Consider the following 19,918-nt stretch of genomic DNA (forward strand, 5'->3'; position numbering starts at 1 on the left):
ACCAGCGGCCCGGCGAAGCCGGTTCCGCGGTGTTTCACCAACGGGCCTGGCTGCGCCGGCCGGGGAAAGAAGAAGAGGCGCCGTGCTTGTTCTCCGGCGGCGCGCAGCGCACGCCTGTTGGTGGGCAGTCGCGGAACCGGCTTTGCCGGGCCGCTGACTGCGCCCCCGGCAGGGGGTGGGCGCCCCGACACGAAGTGCGGGGCAACCTGGGGGCGAGCGAAGGCTAGTCAGCGTAGACGCCGGCGGCCTTGATGATCGGGCTCCACTTGGCGATCTCGGCCGCCACGAACTGCTTGTGGCCCTCGGGCTCGATGCGGCCATCGGTCGCCACCACGGCGCCCAGGCCTTCCTGCTTCTTGATGAACTCGGGGTCCTTCAAGGCCACCTTGAGCGCGTCGTTGAGCTTCTTGGTGATGGCCGGCGGCGTGCCCTTGGGCGCGTAGAGGCCGTGCCAGATCGTGACCTCGAAGCCCTTCAGGCCCTCTTCCTGCAGCGTCGGCAGGTCCTTCAGCAGCGGCGTCGTCAGGCGCTTCGACGTGGTCACGGCGTAGGCCTTGACCTTCTTGGCCTCGATCTGCGGCGAGGTGTTGGTGGTCTGGTCGCACAAGAGGTCGATCTGGCCGCCGATCAGGTCGGTGATGGCGGGCGCCGTGCCCTTGTAAGGCACCGGCGTCATCTCGGTCTTGGTCGCGGTCTGGAACAGCAGGCCGCACAGGTGCGAGGCCGATCCGACGCCGGCGTTGCCGAGGTTGATCTTGCCCTTGTTGGCGGCGATCCAGGCGCTGAGTTCCTTGTAGTTGCTGGCCGCCATCTGCGGCTTGGCGATCAGCGTCATCGGGACGTCGTTGACGATGCCGAGGTACTCGAAGCCGGTCTCGACCTTGAAGGGCACGTTGCGCACCAGGGTGGGGATGGTCGACATGCCGATGTGGTTCAGCAGCAGGGTGTAGCCGTCCGGGTTGGCGCGCGCCACCTTGGCGGCGCCGATCGAGCTGCCGGCACCGGGCACGTTGTCGATCACGATGCTGCCGCCGCCCAGCGGTTTGCGCAGCGCTTCGGCGAGGTCGCGCGCGACGCGGTCGGTCGGTCCGCCCGCGGCGAACGGCACCACGATGCTGATGGGCTTGCCGCCCGGGAAATCCTGGGCCTGTACGCCCACCGCGAACACGGCCAGCGCGGCGATTGCGAGCAGTTTGTTCATGCTGTCTCCGAGTAGAAAAGGCCGCGATCTTATCGGCTGACCGGAGCCTGACTACCGCCAAGCCCTTGATTCAGACCAAGGAATGTGAGCGAACGCACGGATTTCGGCATGGGCGCTATCGGGGGCGCGCCGGCGTGCCCAAGGGGCTGCCGCAATTGCCGCAGCCGCCTGAGATCGTGTCCATAAGTTACATGGGGTGTCGAGTTTTGCGCGCCGCTTGTGGCGGCCGCGCGGCCCGCGCAGAATACAACTCATGAAATCTGTGGCGGAAATCCTCATGGCCAAGGGCGATGCGACCGTTCATTCGATCGCGCCCTCGGCAACGGTGTACGAGGCGGTCGCGCTGATGGCCGAGAAGAATGTCGGCGCGCTGCTCGTGATGGAGGGCGACAAGATCGTCGGCATGGTCACCGAGCGGGACTACGCGCGCAAGGTCGTGCTGCTGGCCCGCTCGTCCAGGGACACGCCGTTGCGCGATGTCATGACGTCGGCCGTGATCTACGTGCGGCCGGACCAGACCACGGAGGACTGCATGGCGCTGATGACCCAGAGCCGCATCCGCCACCTGCCGGTCATCGACAACGGCAAGCTGGTCGGCCTGATCTCGATCGGAGACCTGGTCAAGAGCATCATCTCCGAGCAGACCTTCATCATCGAGCAGTTGCAGCACTACATCTCCGGGGATCGTCGCTGAACTTGCGCCGGGGGCCTCAGCCGACCATGAGGTCGTCGAGCAGTCGGTAGTCGGGCAGGGTGGTGTCGATCGCGCGGCCGGCGCGCAGCACGGTGCGGTCGAACTGGGTGCGCGACAGCATCTCCGAATAGCTGCGGGCCTTGAGCACCAGCAGGTCGGCGGGCGCGCCGGTCTTCAGCACGCCGCGGTCGATGCCCAGGATGGCCGCCGGCGTTTCGGTCGCGGCGCGGATCCAGTCGCCCAGCGGATGGTCCAGGTGCAGGATCTTCACGGCCTGGGTGAAGGTGTCGAGCATGTCGTGGTCGCCGTAGGCATAGAAGGGGTCGCGGCAGTTGTCGCCCGCCACCGCCACCCGCAGGCCGCGCGCCTTCATCTCGTGCAGCACGGTCACGCCGCGCCAGCGCGGCGTGCGCGCCCCGGCGCTGCGGTCCTGCAGGTACATGTTGACGGTCGGCAGGCTCACGATGTCGATGCCGGCATCGCGGCAGGCGGCAATCGTCTCCTCGATGAATTCGTCGGTCTGCAGGGCCAGCGAGGTGACGTGGCCGCACAGGATGCGGCCCTTGAAATCCTGGGCCTGCGCCGTGCGCGCGACGCGGATCAGCGCGCGCGAGCGCGGGTCGGTCGACTCGTCCACATGCAGGTCGAGGTCGAGCCCGCGCTCGGTGGCCAGGGTGAACACGCGCACCAGGGCCTCGTCGAGGTCCGGCGGCATCGGCTCGCTCGGATGGGCCGCGGAGCGTGTCACGCAGCCCAGCTTGCCGCCGCTGTCGGCCACGATATCGGCCAATTGGCGGCCTTCGTCGGTCAGGAAGACGTCGAGCGGCGCGATCGAGGACACCTGCAGGTCGACCCGCCCGGCCCAGCGCTCGCGCACCTCGCGCAGCACCGGGAACGAGATCGAGGCCTGCGGCGCCAGCGAGTCGAGGTGGGTGCTGATCGCGACCACGCCCTTGGCGTAGGCGGTGGCGAGCCCGAACTCCATGCGCCGGCGCACGTCCTCGGCGTTCCAGTGCGCCTGGCGGTCGCGCATCGTCGCGGCCGAGGCGCCCGCGCCGTCGCCGGTCGGATTGGCCTGGCGCGGCCAGATGTGGCCCTTGTCGAGGTGCGTGTGGCAGTCGACCATGCCCGGCAGCACCATCGACGCGTCGAGGTCGGGGCCGAGTTCGGCCGGCAGCGTGCCCGCGGCTTCGATGGCGGCGATGCGGCCGCGGTCGACCAGCAGGTCGATGGCACAAAGCGCGTCGCCGGCGCGGTCGGGCGCTTCGGGCTGCACCAGGCAGCGGGGCCCGCGCAGGTTGCGCAGGGCGAAGCGGTCGCCGACGGGGGGCTGGAAGAAGGAGTGGGTCATCGCAGGAGAAGAAGGGCGCTCGTCACCATGACGCTGGCCGCCTGTCGCTCGCACGAACCGTGCCGCCGCGCATTGCCGCGCAGTGTCAAATCAGCTTCGCGTGCCTCGCCTGCTCGGTCAGCTCGGCGCGGAAGTCCGGGTGGGCGATGGCGATCAGTTCCTGCGCCCGCTGCTTGGCCGACTTGCCGCGCAGCTGGGCGACGCCGTATTCCGTCACCACGTAGTTGATGTCGTTCTTGCTCGTGCTCACATGCGTGCCGGGCGACAGCGAAGGGACGATGCGCGACAGCGTGTCGCCCTTGGCGGTCGAGGGCAGCACGATGAAGGCCTTGCCGCCGCGCGAGCGGTTGGCGGCACGCACGAAGTCGGACTGCCCGCCGGTGCCGGAAAAGGGCGCGTGGCCCAGGCTTTCCGAGCCGCATTGCCCGAGCAGGTCGATCTGCAGCGTGGCGTTGATGGCGACCAGGTTGTCGTTGAGCCCCGCCAGCGCCGGGGCGTTGGTGAAGTCGACCGGATGGATCTCCACCGACGGGTTGCGGTCCATGAAGCGGTACAGCTTGCTCGATCCCAGCGCGAAGGTCGCCACCGTCTTGCCCGGCAGGTAGTTCTTGCGCCGGTTGGTGACCACGCCGGCCTCGATCAGGGTCAGGATGCCGTCGCCCAGCATCTCGGTGTGGATGCCGAGGTCGTGCTTGTGGGTGAGCTGCATGACCACCGCGTCGGGGATGCCACCGTAGCCGATCTGCAAAGTCGATCCGTTCTCGATCAGGTCGGCGACATGCTTGCCGATGGCCTGCTGCACCGGCCCGATCTTCGGCAGCCCGACCTCGAGCACCGGGTCGCTGCTTTCCACCAGGGCTGCGACCTGCGAGATGTGGACATGGCAGTTGCCGTTGGCGAACGGAACGTTGGGGTTGACCTCGAGCACCACCGCGCGGGCCCGGGCCACGGCCGCCATCGTGTAGTCGGCCCCGAGGCTGAGCGCGAAGTAGCCGTGGGCATCCATCGGCGAGGCCATGCTGAACACCACGTCGGCGGGGATCTGCCCGCGCTCGATCTGCGCCGGGATCTCCGAGAAATAGTTCGGGATGAAGTCGATCCACCCTTCCTGCCCGCCGGCGCGGGTCGCGCCGCCGAAGAAGAGGGCCACGTGGCGCACGTGCTGCGAGGTCTCCCGGTCGATGTAGGCGTACTTGCGCATCGCCAGGATCTGCGCCACTTTGACGTCGCGGAAGTCCAGCCGCTGCTCGGACAGGGCGGTGAGCAGCGTGGGCGGCTCGCCGACGCCCGTGGGAACGATGATCAGGTCACCGTCGTGCACCTGGCGCACCGCCTCCGCGGCCGGCATGCGCTTTTGCTGGTATTGGTCAAGGAGTGTCATGTCGAAGCTTCCTGTTCGCGGCCGACATCTTCGCTCTTATCGGTAGCTGCGTGCATCTTCGATCACCTTGCCGTCGTTCGGAAGGCTGCCGGGCGCTGCCCATTCGACCGCGCCGCGCAGCTTCGTGACGTCGCGGATCGCTTCGGCGATGCGTTCGGCCAGGCCTTCCGGCGGCGCCGGGCACTCGAGCCTCAGCGTCATGCGGTCGTTGGCCATCTCGCCCTCGACCACCAGCCGCGCGCGCTGCACTTCGGGAAAGCGGCGCACGATCTCGGCCACCTGGCCGGGGTGGACGAACATGCCGCGCACCTTGGTGGTCTGGTCGGCACGGCCGAGCCAGCCCCGGATGCGCGCGTTGCTGCGGCCGGTCGGACAGTGTCCGGGCAGCAGCGCCGACAGGTCGCCGGTGCCGAAACGGACCAGCGGATAGTCGGGGTTCAGGGTGGTGACGACGACTTCGCCGACTTCGCCTACGGGCACCGGGTCCCCGGTGCCGGGCCGCACGATCTCGACGATCACGCCTTCATCGAGGACCAGGCCCTCGCGGGCGTTGGTCTCGTAGGCGACCAGGCCCAGGTCGGCGGTCGCGTAGCACTGGATGCCGGTCACACCGCGCTCGGCGATCCAGTCGCGCAGGCTGGGCGGAAAGGCCTCGCCCGACACCAGCGCCTTGTCCAGGGTGCCGAGTGCGATCTTCTTCTCGGCCGCCTTCTCGATCAGGATTTTCAGGAAGCTGGGCGTGCCGACGTAGCCCGCCGGCCGCAGTTCGGCGATCGCCTCCACCTGCTGCTCGGTCTGCCCGGTGCCGCCCGCGAACACGGTGCAGCCGAGCGCGCGGGCGCCGCTTTCCATGATCGAGCCGGCCGGCGTCATGTGGTAGCTGAAGCAGTTGTGCACCAGCTCGCCGCGGCGAAAGCCCGCCGCGTACAGCGCACGCGCGGTTCGCCAATAGTCCGCTGCCTCGCCCTCGGGCTCGTAGAGGGTGCCGGGGCTCGCGAACACGCGCGGCATGCGCGAGCCGAAGCGGATCGCCGAGAAGCCGCCGAAGGGGTCGCTCGCGCGGCGCTCCTTCTGCAGCGCGAGCAGCTCGGACTTGCGCGTCACCGGCAGCTTCGCCAGCGCATCGCGGCTCGCCACCTCGGCCGGCTTCACGCCGTCGAGGATCTTCGCGAAGGCCGCGGTCGCGGACTGCGCCTGCAGGATCTGTTTCGGCAGCGCCGCCAGCAGGTCGCGCTCGCGCTCGGCCGGGTCGCGCACTTCGAGCGCATCGTAGAAATCCGTCATGCCAACCACCGCTTTCTGCGCTTGTAGCTCTTCACGTCGCGGAAGCTCTTGCGGTCCGCACCGCCGACGCCGAGGTAGAACTCCTTGACGTCTTCGTTCTCGCGCAGGCTCTTCGCCTCGCCGTCCATGACGATGCGGCCGTTCTCGAGGATGTAGCCGTAGTCGGCATAGCGCAGCGCCATGTTGGTGTTCTGCTCGGCGAGCAGGAAGGTCACGCCTTCCTTCTCGTTGAGGTCCTTCACGATGCCGAACACCTCGTCGACGATCTGCGGCGCCAGCCCCATCGAGGGCTCGTCGAGCAGCACCATGTTGGGGTTGGCCATCAGCGCGCGGCCGATGGCGCACATCTGCTGCTCGCCGCCCGAGGTGTAGGCCGCCTGCGAGGCGCGCCGCGTCTTCAGCCGCGGGAAATAGGCGTAGACCTTCTCGAGCGTCTGCGCGACCGCGGCCTTGCCGTCCACCCGCGTGTAGGCGCCGGTCATCAGGTTGTCCTCGATCGACAGATGGGCGAAGCAGTGGCGGCCTTCCATCACCTGGATCAGGCCGCGCTGCACCAGCTCGGCCGGCGACAGCGCTTCGATGCGTTCGCCGCGCAGCTCGATCGTGCCCTTGGTCACCGCGCCGCGCTCGCCGGCCAGCAGGTTCGACACGGCGCGCAGGGTGGTCGTCTTGCCCGCGCCGTTGCCGCCCAGCAGCGCCACGATGCCGCCTTCGGGCACGGTCAGGGAAACGCCCTTGAGCACCAGGATCACGTGGTTGTAGATGACCTCGATGCCCTTGACGTCGAGCAGGATCTTGCGTTCGCTCATGGGGCGGCCAACGTCAGGCGCTGCAGTCGGCGGCGTCGCGCCGGTTCAACTTCTTCTCGCCTGCGTACTTCTCGCCCGCCGCCTTGACCATCGGCTTGATGATCTGCTCGTCGGCCTCGTACCAGTCGGGCGCGATGTTCCACTTGCTGCCGTCCCAGGTTTCGATGCGGGCCCAGGTCGAGCCCATGTGGTCCTGGCAGGAGGTGCTGATCGGCCGCATCACGCCCGTGAAGCCCAGCGCGTCGAGCTTCTTCTGGTCGAGCGCGAGGTTCTCGAGGCCCCATCGCACCTGCTCGCCGCTCATGACCTTGCCCTTGCCGAAGCGCTCCTGCGCCCGCTTGACCGCCTCGATGCCGAGCATCTGGATGATCACGCCGCGCGTGTAGAGCACCGAGCCGACCTCGTCCTTCGGGCCCGTGCCCTGGCCCTTGTCATGCACGTTCTTGAGGATCTCCTGCATCACCTTCGGTTGCGTGCCCGCGCTGTTGAGCGCCAGCGCGTTGTAGCCCTTGGCGTTCGCGCCCACGTCCTTCACGTCGGGTTCGGCGCCGGCCCACCAGACGCCGTACATCTTCTCGCGCGGGTAGCCGGTGGCGACGGCTTCCTTGAGCGCGGTGGAGTTCATCACGCCCCAGCCCCACAGCAGCACGTAGTCGGGCCGCGACTGGCGCACCTGCAGCCAGGCCGACTTCTGCTCGATGCCGGGCGCCGCGACCGGGATCAGCAACAGCTCGAAGCCATTCATCTTCGCGCGTTCCTGCAGCAGCGGGATCGGCTCCTTGCCGAACGGCGAGTCGTGGTAGACCAGCGTGATCTTCTTGCCCTTGAGCTTGTCGGCGCCGCCTTCTTTCTTGGCGATGTGCTGGATCAGGATGTCGGCCGCGGTCCAGTAGCTGCCCATCAGCGGGAAGTTCCACTTGAACGTGTTGCCGTCCTGCGAGGCCGACAGGCCGTAGCCGAGCGTGATCAGCGGGATCTTGTCGACCGGCGCCTTGTCGGTCAGCGCGAAGGTGATGCCGGTCGCCTGCGGGTCGATCAGGGTCGCGCCCTTGTCCTTGAGGCGCTCGTAGCATTCGACGCCCTTGTCGGTGGCGTAGCCGGTCTCGCATTCCTCGTAGGCGATCTTCACGCCGTTGATGCCGCCGGTGGCGTTGATGTACTTGATGTAGTCCTGCTTGCCGTTGGCCCAGGGCGTGCCGTTCGGCGCATAGGGGCCGGTGCGGTAGACCAGCAGGGGGAAGAACTGTTCCTTGGCCTGCGCCTGCACGAGCGAGGGCGCGAGCAGCGCGCCGAAGGTGGCGGCCGCGAGGGCGGCGGTCGCAGCGAGCGATTTGAGTTTCATGCCTGTCTCCTAGGGGTTGTTGCGAACGAATGTCGAGGGATCAATGCGGGAAGGGCCAGAGGCGCAGCTTCTCCTTGGCGGTCGACCACAGGCGCGCCAGGCCGTGCGGCTCGACGATCAGAAAGAACACGATCAGGGCGCCGAAGATCATGAATTCGAGGTGTGAGGCGAAGGCGGTCGAGATCGAGATTCCGAACCAGCCCGGCAGCTGGTTGAGCAGGATCGGCAGCAGCACGATGAAGGCGGCGCCGAAGAAGCTGCCCATGATCGAGCCGAGGCCGCCGATGATCACCATGAAGAGGAGCTGGAACGAGCGGTCGATGTTGAAGGCCGCCGGCTCCCAGGTGCCCAGGTGCACGAAGCCCCACAGCGCGCCGGCCACGCCGACGATGAAGGAACTCACCGCGAAGGCGGTCAGCTTGGCATACACCGGGCGGATGCCGATCACCGCGGCCGCCACGTCCATGTCGCGCATCGCCATCCATTCGCGGCCGATGGAACTGCGCACCAGGTTCTTCGCCATCAGCGCGAACACGGCCAGCAGGCTCAGGCACAGCAGGTACTTCTGCACCGCGGTCTCGATCGGCAGTCCGAACAGGGACAGGCTCGACACGCTGACCGAGCCCGAGGACGAGTTGTTGGTGAACCAGTTGATGCGCAGGAAGGCCCAGTCGACGAAGAACTGCGCCGCCAGGGTGGCCACCGCGAGATACAGGCCCTTGATGCGCAGGCTCGGGATGCCGAAGAGCACGCCGACCGCGGTCGAGCACAGCCCGCCCAGCAGCAGCGACAGCAGCAGCGGCATGCCCTCGATGCGGACGTGGAAGTTGTAGGCCGCATAGGCGCCGACCGCCATGAAGGCACCGGTGCCGAGCGAGATCTGGCCGCAATAGCCGACCAGGATGTTGAGGCCCAGCGCCGCCAGCGACAGGATCAGGAAGGGGATCAGGATCGCGCGGAACCAGTACTCGGGCGCGGTCAGGGGCACCACCGCGAAGGCGAAGACAAGCAGCACGAGCATCAGCACGCGGTCCTGCAGGATCGGGAAGATCTGCTGGTCGGCGCGGTAGCTCGATTTGAACTGGCCGTTTTCTCTGTAGAACATGTCAGTGCCCGCCCGGCCGCCCGAAGGGCACTGAGCGCTCCCTGGGGGGGCAGCGATTCACGAAGTGAAGAGCGTGGGGGTGCATGTTCAAACCCGATCGATGATTTTTTCGCCGAACAGGCCTTGCGGCCGGACCAGCAGGAAGACCAGTGCCAGCACGTAGGCGAACCAGATCTCGATCCCGCCGCCGAGCATCGGGCCGAGGTAGATCTCCGACAGCTTCTCGCCGACGCCGATCAGCAAGCCGCCGATGATCGCGCCCGGGATCGAGGTCAGGCCGCCGAGGATCACCACCGGCAGCGCCTTCAGCGCCACCAGCGAGAGCGAGAACTGGACGCCGAGCTTGGAGCCCCAGATGATGCCGGCGACCAGCGCCGCGAAGCCCGCCACCGACCAGACGATGACCCAGATGCGGTTCAGCGGAATGCCGATCGACTGCGCGGCCTGGTGGTCGTCGGCCACTGCGCGCAGGGCGCGTCCGGTGGAGGTCTTCTGGAAGAACAGCGCCAGCACCACCACCAGCGCGGCGGCCACCAGCGCCGCGATCAGGTCCTCGCGGCTCAGCAGCAGGCCGCCCTGGAACAGGTTCTCGAGCACCATCATCGGCTCCTTGGGCATGCCGACGTCGATCTTGTAGATGTCGTTGCCGAACAGCGTCTGGCCCAGGCCGTCGAGGAAGTAGGCGATGCCCAGCGTCGCCATCAGCAGCGTGATGCCTTCCTGGTTGACCAGTCTGGAGAGCACCAGCCGCTCGATCAGCCAGGCCACCGCGATCATCACCGCCATTGCGGCGACGAAGGCCAGCAGGTTGGCCAGCACCAGGCTCTCGAAACCGAGCCAGCGCGGCAGCCACTCGGCGAAGCGCGCCATCGCGAGTGCCGCGAACAGCACCATGGCGCCCTGCGCGAAGTTGAAGACGCCCGAGGCCTTGTAGATCAGCACGAAGCCGATCGCGATCAGCGAATACAACATGCCCACCATCAGGCCGCCGAAGAGTGTTTCGAGGAAAAATCCCATGTCAGTGCTCCACGCCCAGGTATGCCCGGATCACGTCCTCGTTGTTGCGAACCTCGTGCGGCGTGCCGTCGCCGATCTTCTTGCCGTAGTCGAGCACCACCACGCGGTCCGAGATGTCCATGACCACGCCCATGTCGTGCTCGATCAGCACGATCGTGGTGCCGAACTCGTCGTTGACGTCGAGGATGAAGCGGCTCATGTCCTGCTTCTCCTCCACGTTCATGCCGGCCATCGGCTCGTCGAGCAGCAGCACCTGCGGCTCCATCGCCAGCGCCCGGCCGAGGTCGACCCGCTTCTGCAGGCCGTAGGGCAGGCGGCCCACGGGCGTCTTGCGGTGCAGCTGGATCTCGAGGAAGTCGATGATGCGCTCGACGAACTCGCGCTGCGCGATCTCCTCGCGCTCGGCGGGGCCCCAGCGCAGCGCCTGGGCCAGCAGGCCGCTCTTCATCTTGAGGTTGCGCCCGGTCATGATGTTGTCGAGCACGCTCATGCCCTTGAACAGCGCCAGGTTCTGGAAGGTGCGCGCCACGCCCATCTCGGCCACCTGGCGCGAGTTCATGTGCTTGAAGTGCCGGCCGCGGAAAGTGATCTCGCCTTGCTGCGGCTGGTAGACGCCGTTGATGCAGTTGAGCATCGAGCTCTTGCCCGCGCCGTTGGGCCCGATGATCGCGCGCACCTCGTGCTCGCGGACGTCGAAGCTGATGTCGGTCAGCGCCTTGACGCCGCCGAAGCTCAAGGAAATGTTCTGCACGTCGAGGATGACGTCGCCGATTTTTCTACCGCTCATGCCGCTGCCTTCATCGGTGGAAAGCGCTTGGCATCGACGATCTTCAGCGTCGCACTGACCAAGCCGGTGCGGCCATCCTCGAACTTGACCTGCGTCTCGATGTACTGCTCGGTCCTGCCGCCGTACAGCGCATCGATCAGCACCGCGTACTTGCCCGCGATGAAGCCGCGCCGCACCTTGCGCGTGCGCGTCAGCTCGTCGTCGTCGGGGTCCAGTTCCTTGTGCAGCACCAGGAAACGCGCGATCTGGGTGTCGCCCATGCCGTCCTCGGTCGCCAGGTCGGCGTTGACCTTGGCGATGCACTCGGCCACCAGCGTGAGCACCTCGGGCTTGCCCGCCAGGTCGACATAGCCGCCGTAGGCCAGGCCGCGCCGCTCGGCCCAGTTGCCGACCGCCTCGTAGTCGATGTTGACGAAGGCGCAGACCTCGTCGCGCGCATCGCCGAAGCAGACGGCTTCCTTGATCTGCGGAAAGAACTTGAGCTTGTTCTCGATGTAGTTGGGTGCGAACATCGCGCCGCCGTGCATGCGGCCGACGTCCTTGGCGCGGTCGATGATGCGCAGGTGGCCTTCGGCATCCAGCACGCCGGCGTCGCCGGTGTGGAAGTAGCCGTCGGCATCGAGCACCTCGGCGGTGGCGTCGGGCCGCTTGTAGTAGCCCTGCAGCACCGACACGCCGCGCACCAGCACTTCGCCGTCGTCCGCGATCCGCAGCTCGATGCCGGGCGCCGCGCTGCCCACGGTCTGCAGCTTGACCTTGCCGTCGCGCTGCAGGCAGACATAGGCGCAGGTTTCGGTCTGGCCGTAGAACTGCTTCAGGTTGACGCCGATCGAGCGGTAGAAGCGGAACAGGTCGGGTCCGATCGCCGCGCCCGCGGTATAGGCCACCCGGATGCGGCTCATGCCGAGCACATTGCGCAGCGGCCCGTAGACCATCAGGTCGCCGAGCGCGTACACCAGCCGGTCCATGGCGCCGACCGGCGCGCCGTTGAGGATGTCGGCGCCCACGCGCCGCGCCAGCGTCATGAACTTTGCGTACAGCCAGCGCTTGGGTGCGGCCGCGTCCTCCATGCGGATCGACACCGCCGTCAGCAGGCCCTCGAAGGTGCGCGGCGGGCCGAAGTAGTAGCTGGGCCCGATCTCGCGCATGTCGTTCATCACGGTCTCGGCCGACTCCGGGCAGTTGAGCGTGAAGCCGCCGACCAGCCACTGGGCGACCGAGAACAGGTGGTCGCCGACCCAGGCCATCGGCAGGTAGCTCATGATGTTGTCGCCGGGGCCGAGCCGGTCGGTCTCGACGCCGCCGCGGCCCGCCGCGATGAAGCTCGCATGGGTCTGGCAGACGCCCTTGGGGCGCCCGGTGGTGCCCGAGGTGTAGAGGATCACGGCAACGTCGGAGGCCTCGCCGGCCGCCACGCTCTGCGCGAAGAAATCGGGATGCGCGGCGTCCCAGGCGCGGCCGAGTTCGCACAGCTTCTCGTAGCTCAGCAGCCCGGGCTGGTCGTAGTGGCGAAGCCCGCGCGGGTCGTCGTAGATGATGTGGCGGATGGCCGGTCGGGTCTCTCGGCATTCGAGCAGCTTGTCGACCTGCTCCTGGTCCTCGGCGATCACGAACTCGACGGCGGCGTCCTCGAGCATGAAGACCATCTCGCCGGCCACCGCGTCCTGGTAGAGCGGCACCGGCACGCCGCGCAGGCTTTGCGCCGCGATCACCGCCATGTAGAGGTGCGGCCGGTTGGCGCCGACGATCGCCAGGTTGTCGCCGGCCTTGAAGCCCAGGCTCGCCAGTCCGCAGGCGAACTCGCGCACCTCGCGCGCGACGTCCGCCCAGCGCCAGCTCTGCCAGATGCCGAGATCCTTCTCGCGCACCGCGGGGGCATCGGGCTGCTGCTGCGCATGGGCCAGCAACAGGCGGGGGAAGGTAGGGTCTGTGGTCTGCACGATGGGCGGACTGTAGGACCAACTTTGACGCCAACTTGTCGTTTCAACGACAATCCTAGGGACACTACTCCCCGGAGTTTCCCGATGCGCGTCGGCACTGACAGCGGCACTTCATCGATCCGCGACCGCGTGCGGCCGGCCAGCGGCGACGAACTCGCCAGCATCCCATGGATGGAGGCGCTCACGCTCCCCGAGCGGCGGCGCGCCGAAGCGGCGGTGGTGGTCGGCGAGGCCGAGCCGGGCGACCTGGTCTGCCGCATCGGCCGGCCACCGACCTACTGGTTCGGCGTCATTGCAGGGTTGCTCAAGATGAGCAATGACAACGCCGACGGCACCTCGATGACCTACAGCGGCCTGCCGCCGGGGGGCTGGTTCGGCGAGGGCACCGTGCTCAAGCGCGAGCCCTACCGCTACAACGTCCAGGCACTGCGGCACAGCGTGGTGGGCGGATTGCCGACGGACGACTTCCACTGGCTGCTCGACCACTCGATCGGCTTCAACCGCTTCGTGATGAACCAGCTCAACGAGCGCCTGGCCCAGTTCATCGCCGCGCGCGAGACCGACCGCCTCAACGACCCCGACGTGCGCGTGGCGCGCAACCTCGCGGCGCTGTTCAACCCGGTGCTGTTCCCGGGCGTGGGCGAACTGCTGCGCATCACGCAGCAGGAACTGGCCTACCTGGTCGGGCTTTCGCGCCAGCGGGTCAACGAGGCCCTGCGCACCTTGCAGGCGCGGGGCGCCATCCGGGTCGAGTACGGCGGACTGCGCGTGATCGACCTGGCGGCGCTGCGCGCGGGCGTGTCGGTGGCCAGACCCTAGACCGCGATGCCGACCGGCAGGACCTGCCGCACCAGCTTGTCGTCGGCATAAGGCCGCAGGTAGGCCGCGGTTTCCTCCACCGGACAGTGGAGCCAGTCGTCGATCCAGGCGTCGCGCAGGATCGCGCTGCGGCGCTGCTCCGGGTTGCCAGGCGCACCGAAGGTCAGCAGCGCAAAGCTCTCCACGCACTCGCCGGCGGGCGAGCGCCAGCCGTTCCAGAGCCCAGCCAGCGCGAGCGGCTGGCCGTCGGTTCGCGACACGCGCACGGTCTCGCCGTCGCCGCCTCCGGCCTGGAACAGCGCATCGGCAAGGATCACGCAGCGATGGCCGCGCTTCCACGGTTGGTAGAAGTTGCGTTCGGCGAAGGCGGTCTCGCCGCACGCCTCATGGGTGTTGCGATCCTGGCCGTCCTTGCTGAACAGCGGGATCAGGCCCCAGCGCCCGGGGGCGATCTGGAACCGGCCCAGCGCCTCCTGGGCCGCGCCGTCGGCACGAGGGCGTCGCACGAACAGGCCCTGCTGGCCCGGCCGCACGATCGATGCCTCGGGATTGCAGGCCAGACCGAAGCGCTGGGCGAAGTCACCTGGCTCGCTCGCGGCTTGGTAGTGGGTGGGCATGGCCTGAGGGTGTGGAAGCCGGCCGATTCTAGTCAGGCGCCGATACCATTGGAAGAGTCGGCCGGCGCGCAATGGCTGCCGACGCGCCTTTGCTCACGAAATTGCCACAAAACACCATGAAATCATCCCGTCTCGCCATCATCACCGGCGCCTCCCGTGGCCTGGGCCGCGCCATGGCCGAGCAACTGCTGCAACCGGGCCAGCGGCTGCTCTGCATTTCCCGCCACGGCGACGCGCAACTCGCCGCCCGTGCCCGCGAGACCGGCGCCGAGCTGGCGCAGTGGCAGCTGGACCTGTCCGACCCGGTGCCGGCCGCGGCGCGGCTGGCGGCCTGGCTGCAGGGCCTCGACGCCGGCGCCTTCGACAGCGCCACCCTGATCAACAACGCCGGCACGGTCGGCCGCCCGCGCCCCTTGTCGGAGGCGGTGGCGAGCGAGCTGGCGCAGGCGCTGCGCGTCGGACTCGAAGCGCCGATGCTGCTGACGTCCGCCTTTCTCGGTGCCACCAAGGGCTGGCGCGCCGAGCGCAAGGTGCTCAACATCTCCTCCGGCCTGGGCCGCAACGCGATGGGCAGCCAGGCCCCCTACTGCGCCGCCAAGGCCGGCATGGACCATTTCTCGCGCGCCGTGGCGCTCGAGGAGAAAACCGTGGCCGGTGGCGCGCGCATCGTGTCGCTGGCGCCCGGCGTCATCGACACCGACATGCAGGTGGCCTTGCGCGCCAGCGAAGCCGACATGTTCCCGGACCGCGTGCGCTTCGAGAAGCTCAAGGCCGACGGCCTGCTCGACAGTCCGGCCTCGGCCGCCGCCAAGATCCTCAAGTACCTGGAACGCCCCGATTTCGGCAGCAATCCGGTGGCCGATATCCGAGACTGACCCCACCCGGCCGGCGCAGCCTGGCCCGTTGGTGAAACACCGCGGAACCGGCTCCGCCGGGCCGCTGGTGTTGCCCCCGGCAGGGGGTGGGCGGGCTACACGAAGTGAGCCCAACCTGGGGGCGAGCAACAGTCCCACCGCGGAACCGGCTTCGCCGGGCCGCTGGTGTTGCCCCCGGCAGGGGGTGGGCGGGCTACACGAAGTGAGCCCAACCTGGGGGCGAGCAACAGTCCCACCGCGGAACCGGCTTCGCCGGGCCGCAGGTGTTGCCCCTGGCAGGGGGTGGGAGGGCTACACGCAGTGAGCCCGACCTGGGGGGTTACTCAATGGTTGCGCCCGAGGCTTGCACGATGCCCTTCCACTTCAGGTAGTCGGTCTTCAGCAGGGTTTCGAGTTCCTGCGGCGTCATGGCCTGCGGCTCTGCGCCCTGGGCGATGATCGCGGCCTTCATTTCGGGTGTCGCCAGCAGCCTGTTGACCTCGGCGTTCACGGTCGTGACGATCTCCTTTGGCGTCCCGGCGGGCATGAAGAGGCCATACCAGGTGCTGACGTCGAAGCCCTTGTAGCCCAGTTCGGCGACCGTGGGCACATCCGGCAGCGAGCTGCTGCGGCGGGCCGAGGTCACGGCCAGCGGGCGCAGCTTGCCGCCCTGGATCTGGCTCATGGCCGAGGGCAGCGACGACACCATGAGGTCGACGTTGCCGGCCAGCACGTCCATCATCGCGGCGTTCGAGCCCTTGTAGGGCACATGGCGCATCTTGATGTTGGCGGCGGTCTTGAAGATCTCGCCGGCCAGGTGGATCGTGGTGCCGTTGCCGGGCGAGCCGTAGGTGATCGAATCGGGCGCCGCGCGGGCGGCATTGACGACGTCGGCCAGGGTCTTGAACTTCGAGTCGCTGCGGGTGACGATCACCACCGGCGTGTAGGCGACATGCGCCACCGCCACCAGGTCCTTGGTCGGGTCGTAGCTGAGGTTCTTGTAGAGCCAGGGCGCGACGACCATGTTGTCCTTCTGGCCCATCACCATGTCGTAGCCGGTGGGCGCAGCGCGCACCGCTTCGGCGATGCCGATGGTGCCGCCGGCGCCGGCGCGGTTGTCGGGCACCACGGTCCACTTGCTGGCCTCGGTCAGCTTGTTGGCGACCAGCCGCGACAGGATGTCGGTGCCGCCGCCGGGCGGGAAGGGCACGATCATGCGGATCGGCTTGGCGGGATAGGGCTGGGCCTGCGCGGCGGTGATTGCCAGCGCCAGGGCGGCGATGGTGAGCAGCTTTCGGATCATGGGATGTCTCGTCGTTCGGGCGCCGCGAGGGTGCGGCGCACTGGCGCCGAGTGTGCCTGAACGAGCGCGCTGCAGTGCTCGCCATTCGAGAGGGGCGAGGTCGCGGATCGCGAGCCCGCGGGGCTGCGTCAGTGGATCGTCGGCGGCCCGGAATCGTCCCGCGCGTCGGCGCGCCGCTGCAGCGCCGCGATGCCGGCCATCATGGCCGCGCCGTAGGTCGGCATCGGCCCCTCGGCGGCATCGATGGGGCGGCAGTCGCAGCCGTCCTGCTTCTGCAGCACCCAGTAGAAATGGCCGGCGATCGGTTCGTCGACGATCAGTGCGATGGCATCGGTGTCCATGGGCGGCTCCTTGGTCAGTCCATGGCACCGGTTGTACGCAGACGATGCCTGCGCGCACAGCAACGAAATCACGCTGCGGCGCTCCGAGTTGCAACAGCAGCGGCGGGCGTGAAAAACGCACGATCCCGGATCGCGGACAATGCATCGCCGAGCCCCACGATCCCACCCGCGATGTCCGAAACCCCCGCACCCTCCCGCCTCAACAAGCGCATGGCCGAGCTGGGCCTGTGCTCGCGCCGCGAGGCCGACGACTGGATCGCGCAGGGCTGGGTCAAGGTCAATGGCCAGGTGGCCGAGATGGGCGTCAAGGTGCTGCCCTCCGACCGCATCGAGGTCGACAAGAAGGCGCAGAACCAGCAGCAGCAGCAGGTCACGATCCTGCTGCACAAGCCGATGGGCTATGTCAGCGGCCAGGCCGAGGACGGCCACGAGCCGGCGGTGGTGCTGATCAACCCGCGCACCCACTGGCGCGAGGACCCGAGCCGCAACCGCTTCTCGCCGCCGCAGCTGCGCGGCCTCGCGCCGGCGGGCCGGCTCGACATCGATTCGGTCGGCCTGCTGGTGCTGACGCAGGACGGCCGCGTGGCGCGCCGGTTGATCGGCGAGGACTCCGGCATCGAGAAGGAATACCTGGTGCGGGTCTCCTACGGACCGGTGGCGCAGAACTCGCAGGCCGCCTTCCCGCGCGAGGAACTGGCCCGGCTGCGCCATGGCCTGAGCCTCGACGGCCAGCCGCTGAAGCCGGCCAAGGTCGACTGGCAGAACCCCGAGCAGCTGCGCTTCGTGCTGACCGAAGGCAAGAAGCGCCAGATCCGCCGCATGTGCGAGCAGGTCGGGCTCAAGGTGGTGGGCCTGAAGCGCATCCGCATCGGCCAGGTGGTGCTGGGCAACCTGCCGGTCGGGCAGTGGCGCTACCTGGGGCCGCACGAGCGCTTCTAGGCGAAGGCGAACTCCGCCCCGGCGTCCTTGTGCCGCATGCTCATGCGCGCCTAAGAATTCAGGCGTAGCCTCGCCCGGAATGGCGTGTCGAACGCCGAGGAGAGACCCTGTGCGCGCCTTGCTCGTGGAAGACGACGAAATGATCGGCCGCGGCCTCATGCACGCGCTCGACAACGCCGGATGGTCGGTCGACTGGGTGCGCGACGGCGTGCTGGCGCACAGCGCCCTGGCCGACGGCGGCTACACCTGCGTGCTGCTCGATCTCGGCCTCCCCGGCGAAGATGGCACCGAAGTCCTGCGGCGCGCGCGCAAGCGCGGCGATGCCACGCCGGTCCTGGTGCTCACGGCGCGCGACGGGCTCGACGACCGCATCCACACCCTCGACCTCGGCGCCGACGACTACCTGCTCAAGCCCTTCGAACTGCGCGAGCTGCTGGCGCGCATGCGCGCCGTGGTGCGGCGGCGAGACGGCGCCGCCCATTCGGTGATCGGCACCGCCGCGCTCCAGCTCGACCTGACGACCCGCGACGTGATCGTGAAGGGCGTGCGCGAAGTCCTGACCGCGCGCGAGTTCGCCCTGCTGCACGCGCTGCTCGAGCGGCCCGGCGCGATCCTGTCGCGCGAGCAGCTCGAGGACCGCATCTACGGCTGGGGCGAGGAGGTCACCAGCAACGCCATCGACGTCCTGATCCACGGCATGCGGCGCAAGCTCGGCGCCGATGCGATACGCAACGTGCGCGGGCTCGGCTGGCGGGTCGTGCCGGCGTGAAGGCGCCCTTCCCGCTCCGGTCGCTGCGCGGACGGCTGCTGCTGTGGCTGGTTGCGCTGCACCTGGTGGCGATCGCGGCCACGGTCTGGTTCTCGTACGTGGCCTACGGCCGGCTGGTCAACAACTTCATGGACGACCAGATGCGCCTCGTGGCCGAATCGCACGCGACCCATCACCGGCCGCCGACCCTGGATGCCACCACCCGCGACGACGCGCTTCGCCGCGGCAGCTTCGTCGTCCAGGTCTGGAGCGCGGACGGCCGCGCGCTGCTCGCTTCCTCCTGGCCCGGGCTGGTCCTGCCGCTGCAGGCCGAGCCAGGTTTCAGCGACGTGCGCCTGGGCCTCGGGAGCGAGGACGCATGGCGCGTCTATACCTTGGAAGGCGGATCGCAGGCGGATGCGCCGCGCGTGCAGGTGGTGCAGAACGACGGCTTCCGCCGCAATCGCATCGTTCGACGGGCCCTGTTCGAGAGCCTGCCGGTCCTGCTGATGCTGCCCGTCTCGCTGCTGATGCTGCTGTTGATCGTCTCGGCGGCCTCGCGCTCGCTGCGTGCCGTGGCGCGGGACGTGGCCGCGCAGGAGGAGGGCGACATCGCCGAAGTCGCCGTCGCCCGCGTGCCGGAGGAGATCGCGCCGCTGGTGAGCGCCTACAACAGCCTGCTCGGCAGGCTGCGCAAGGCCCTCTCGACGCAGCGCCGCTTCATGCAGGATGCGGCACACGAGTTGCGCACGCCCATGGCCGCCATCGGGCTCCAGATCGAGAACCTGCGCGCCCACGTACCGGCCGGCGACGCCGGCGAGCGCTTCGCCCAGCTCGAGAGCGGGGTGAAGCGCGCGCAGCATCTCATCGAGCAGTTGCTGCGGCTGTCGCGCCAGGATGCGCCCGCGGCGGCCTCGCGCGGATCGGTCGATGTCGCCATGCTGCTGCGCGACAGCGTGAGCCAGCTGATGGTGCTGGCCGACCAGCGCCGCATCGACGTCGGCTTCGAGGGCCGGATCGTCGCGCTGGTCTCCGCGCCGCCGGCCGAGCTGCGCAGCGTGTTCGACAACCTCATCGACAACGCCGTGCGCTATGCACCGGAAGGCGGGGTGGTCGACGTCTGGCTGCACAGGGTCGACGGCCAGCCGGTGGTCGATGTGCTCGACGACGGCCCGGGCATTCCGGCCGACCAGCTCGAGCGCGTCTTCGACCGCTTCTTCCGGGCCGCGGGCGCGCCGCCCGGAGGCAGCGGACTGGGCCTCGCCATCGCGCAGGCGGCGGCGTTGCGCAACGGCATGCGCATCGCGCTCGCGAACCGGACGGACGGCAGGGGTCTGCGGGCCCGCGTGGTCCTGCCGGGCTCATCCTGAGCTCATTCTTTGCTCA

The 19,918-nt window shown here is 68.5% G+C and carries 19 protein-coding genes; 6 read left to right on the forward strand and 13 right to left on the reverse strand.

All coding sequences use genetic code 11. The annotated features are described in order from the left end of the window. Positions 1 to 223: 223 nt before the first annotated feature. The gene (locus AC1DYD_RS01135; RefSeq protein ID WP_478170896.1) at positions 224 to 1,201 is read right to left on the reverse strand and encodes a tripartite tricarboxylate transporter substrate-binding protein; all 978 of its coding nucleotides are present in this window, start codon (positions 1,199 to 1,201) and stop codon (positions 224 to 226) included. Positions 1,202 to 1,454: 253 nt separating this feature from the next. Here AC1DYD_RS01135 and AC1DYD_RS01140 point away from each other — a divergent pair, with 253 nt between their 5' ends. After that, positions 1,455 to 1,895 carry a CBS domain-containing protein gene (locus tag AC1DYD_RS01140; RefSeq protein ID WP_478170897.1) on the forward strand — a complete coding sequence of 147 codons (441 nt, stop codon included), beginning with the start codon at positions 1,455 to 1,457 and terminating at the stop codon, positions 1,893 to 1,895. Between the two features lie 16 nt (positions 1,896 to 1,911). Here AC1DYD_RS01140 and AC1DYD_RS01145 read toward each other — a convergent pair whose 3' ends face one another. The 9 genes from AC1DYD_RS01145 to AC1DYD_RS01185 all read right to left on the reverse strand — a co-directional run bounded on the left by AC1DYD_RS01145 (position 1,912) and on the right by AC1DYD_RS01185 (position 12,911). Then, positions 1,912 to 3,246, reverse strand: coding sequence for a cytosine deaminase (locus AC1DYD_RS01145; protein ID WP_478170898.1), 1,335 nt, complete (start codon positions 3,244 to 3,246; stop codon positions 1,912 to 1,914). Between the two features lie 85 nt (positions 3,247 to 3,331). After that, positions 3,332 to 4,627, reverse strand: coding sequence for an acetyl-CoA hydrolase/transferase family protein (locus tag AC1DYD_RS01150; RefSeq protein WP_478170899.1), 1,296 nt, complete (start codon positions 4,625 to 4,627; stop codon positions 3,332 to 3,334). Positions 4,628 to 4,663: 36 nt separating this feature from the next. After that, a complete protein-coding gene (locus tag AC1DYD_RS01155; RefSeq protein ID WP_478170900.1) occupies positions 4,664 to 5,911 on the reverse strand; it encodes a phenylacetate--CoA ligase family protein in 1,248 nt (415 codons plus the stop codon). Then, on the reverse strand, positions 5,908 to 6,720 hold the full coding sequence (locus tag AC1DYD_RS01160; RefSeq protein WP_478170901.1) for an ABC transporter ATP-binding protein: 813 nt from the start codon (positions 6,718 to 6,720) through the stop codon (positions 5,908 to 5,910). The genes AC1DYD_RS01155 and AC1DYD_RS01160 overlap by 4 nt, the downstream gene beginning before the upstream one ends. Before the next feature lie 13 nt (positions 6,721 to 6,733). Then, on the reverse strand, positions 6,734 to 8,062 hold the full coding sequence (locus tag AC1DYD_RS01165; RefSeq protein WP_478170902.1) for an ABC transporter substrate-binding protein: 1,329 nt from the start codon (positions 8,060 to 8,062) through the stop codon (positions 6,734 to 6,736). A gap of 40 nt (positions 8,063 to 8,102) precedes the next feature. Then, the gene (locus tag AC1DYD_RS01170; protein WP_478170903.1) at positions 8,103 to 9,167 is read right to left on the reverse strand and encodes a branched-chain amino acid ABC transporter permease; all 1,065 of its coding nucleotides are present in this window, start codon (positions 9,165 to 9,167) and stop codon (positions 8,103 to 8,105) included. An 87-nt stretch (positions 9,168 to 9,254) separates the two neighbouring features. Continuing rightward, positions 9,255 to 10,184 carry a branched-chain amino acid ABC transporter permease gene (locus AC1DYD_RS01175; RefSeq protein ID WP_478170904.1) on the reverse strand — a complete coding sequence of 310 codons (930 nt, stop codon included), beginning with the start codon at positions 10,182 to 10,184 and terminating at the stop codon, positions 9,255 to 9,257. Position 10,185: 1 nt separating this feature from the next. After that, a complete protein-coding gene (locus tag AC1DYD_RS01180; protein ID WP_478170905.1) occupies positions 10,186 to 10,971 on the reverse strand; it encodes an ABC transporter ATP-binding protein in 786 nt (261 codons plus the stop codon). Further along, positions 10,968 to 12,911: an AMP-dependent synthetase/ligase gene (locus tag AC1DYD_RS01185; protein ID WP_478170906.1), complete on the reverse strand. Its 1,944-nt coding sequence runs from the start codon at positions 12,909 to 12,911 to the stop codon at positions 10,968 to 10,970. Before AC1DYD_RS01185 ends, AC1DYD_RS01180 begins: the two co-directional genes overlap by 4 nt. An 84-nt stretch (positions 12,912 to 12,995) precedes the next feature. On the opposite strand from AC1DYD_RS01185, the gene AC1DYD_RS01190 reads away from it, so the two are divergent. Beyond that, positions 12,996 to 13,730 carry a Crp/Fnr family transcriptional regulator gene (locus AC1DYD_RS01190; protein WP_478170907.1) on the forward strand — a complete coding sequence of 245 codons (735 nt, stop codon included), beginning with the start codon at positions 12,996 to 12,998 and terminating at the stop codon, positions 13,728 to 13,730. Here the strand turns inward: AC1DYD_RS01190 and AC1DYD_RS01195 are convergent. Next, positions 13,727 to 14,347 carry an SOS response-associated peptidase family protein gene (locus AC1DYD_RS01195; RefSeq protein ID WP_478170908.1) on the reverse strand — a complete coding sequence of 207 codons (621 nt, stop codon included), beginning with the start codon at positions 14,345 to 14,347 and terminating at the stop codon, positions 13,727 to 13,729. The genes AC1DYD_RS01190 and AC1DYD_RS01195 overlap by 4 nt on opposite strands. A 116-nt stretch (positions 14,348 to 14,463) precedes the next feature. Between AC1DYD_RS01195 and AC1DYD_RS01200 the strand changes: the two genes are divergently transcribed. Further along, complete coding sequence (locus AC1DYD_RS01200) at positions 14,464 to 15,222, forward strand: SDR family NAD(P)-dependent oxidoreductase (protein WP_478170909.1); 759 nt, start codon at positions 14,464 to 14,466, stop codon at positions 15,220 to 15,222. A gap of 319 nt (positions 15,223 to 15,541) precedes the next feature. On the opposite strand, the gene AC1DYD_RS01205 is transcribed toward AC1DYD_RS01200, so the two are convergent. Next, on the reverse strand, positions 15,542 to 16,504 hold the full coding sequence (locus tag AC1DYD_RS01205; RefSeq protein ID WP_478170910.1) for a Bug family tripartite tricarboxylate transporter substrate binding protein: 963 nt from the start codon (positions 16,502 to 16,504) through the stop codon (positions 15,542 to 15,544). Between the two features lie 128 nt (positions 16,505 to 16,632). Further along, positions 16,633 to 16,845, reverse strand: coding sequence for a hypothetical protein (locus AC1DYD_RS01210; RefSeq protein ID WP_478170911.1), 213 nt, complete (start codon positions 16,843 to 16,845; stop codon positions 16,633 to 16,635). Positions 16,846 to 17,016: 171 nt separating this feature from the next. Here AC1DYD_RS01210 and AC1DYD_RS01215 point away from each other — a divergent pair, with 171 nt between their 5' ends. From AC1DYD_RS01215 to AC1DYD_RS01225, 3 genes are all read left to right on the forward strand, one after another. After that, positions 17,017 to 17,784: a pseudouridine synthase gene (locus tag AC1DYD_RS01215; RefSeq protein ID WP_478170912.1), complete on the forward strand. Its 768-nt coding sequence runs from the start codon at positions 17,017 to 17,019 to the stop codon at positions 17,782 to 17,784. A 109-nt stretch (positions 17,785 to 17,893) separates the two neighbouring features. Continuing rightward, positions 17,894 to 18,553 carry a response regulator gene (locus tag AC1DYD_RS01220; protein ID WP_478170913.1) on the forward strand — a complete coding sequence of 220 codons (660 nt, stop codon included), beginning with the start codon at positions 17,894 to 17,896 and terminating at the stop codon, positions 18,551 to 18,553. Further along, positions 18,550 to 19,902, forward strand: a complete 1,353-nt coding sequence (locus tag AC1DYD_RS01225; protein WP_478170914.1) for a sensor histidine kinase — start codon at positions 18,550 to 18,552, stop codon at positions 19,900 to 19,902. The genes AC1DYD_RS01220 and AC1DYD_RS01225 overlap by 4 nt, the downstream gene beginning before the upstream one ends. Positions 19,903 to 19,918 lie beyond the last annotated feature (16 nt).

It is taken from the genome of Variovorax sp. P4_B11 (assembly GCF_056402355.1).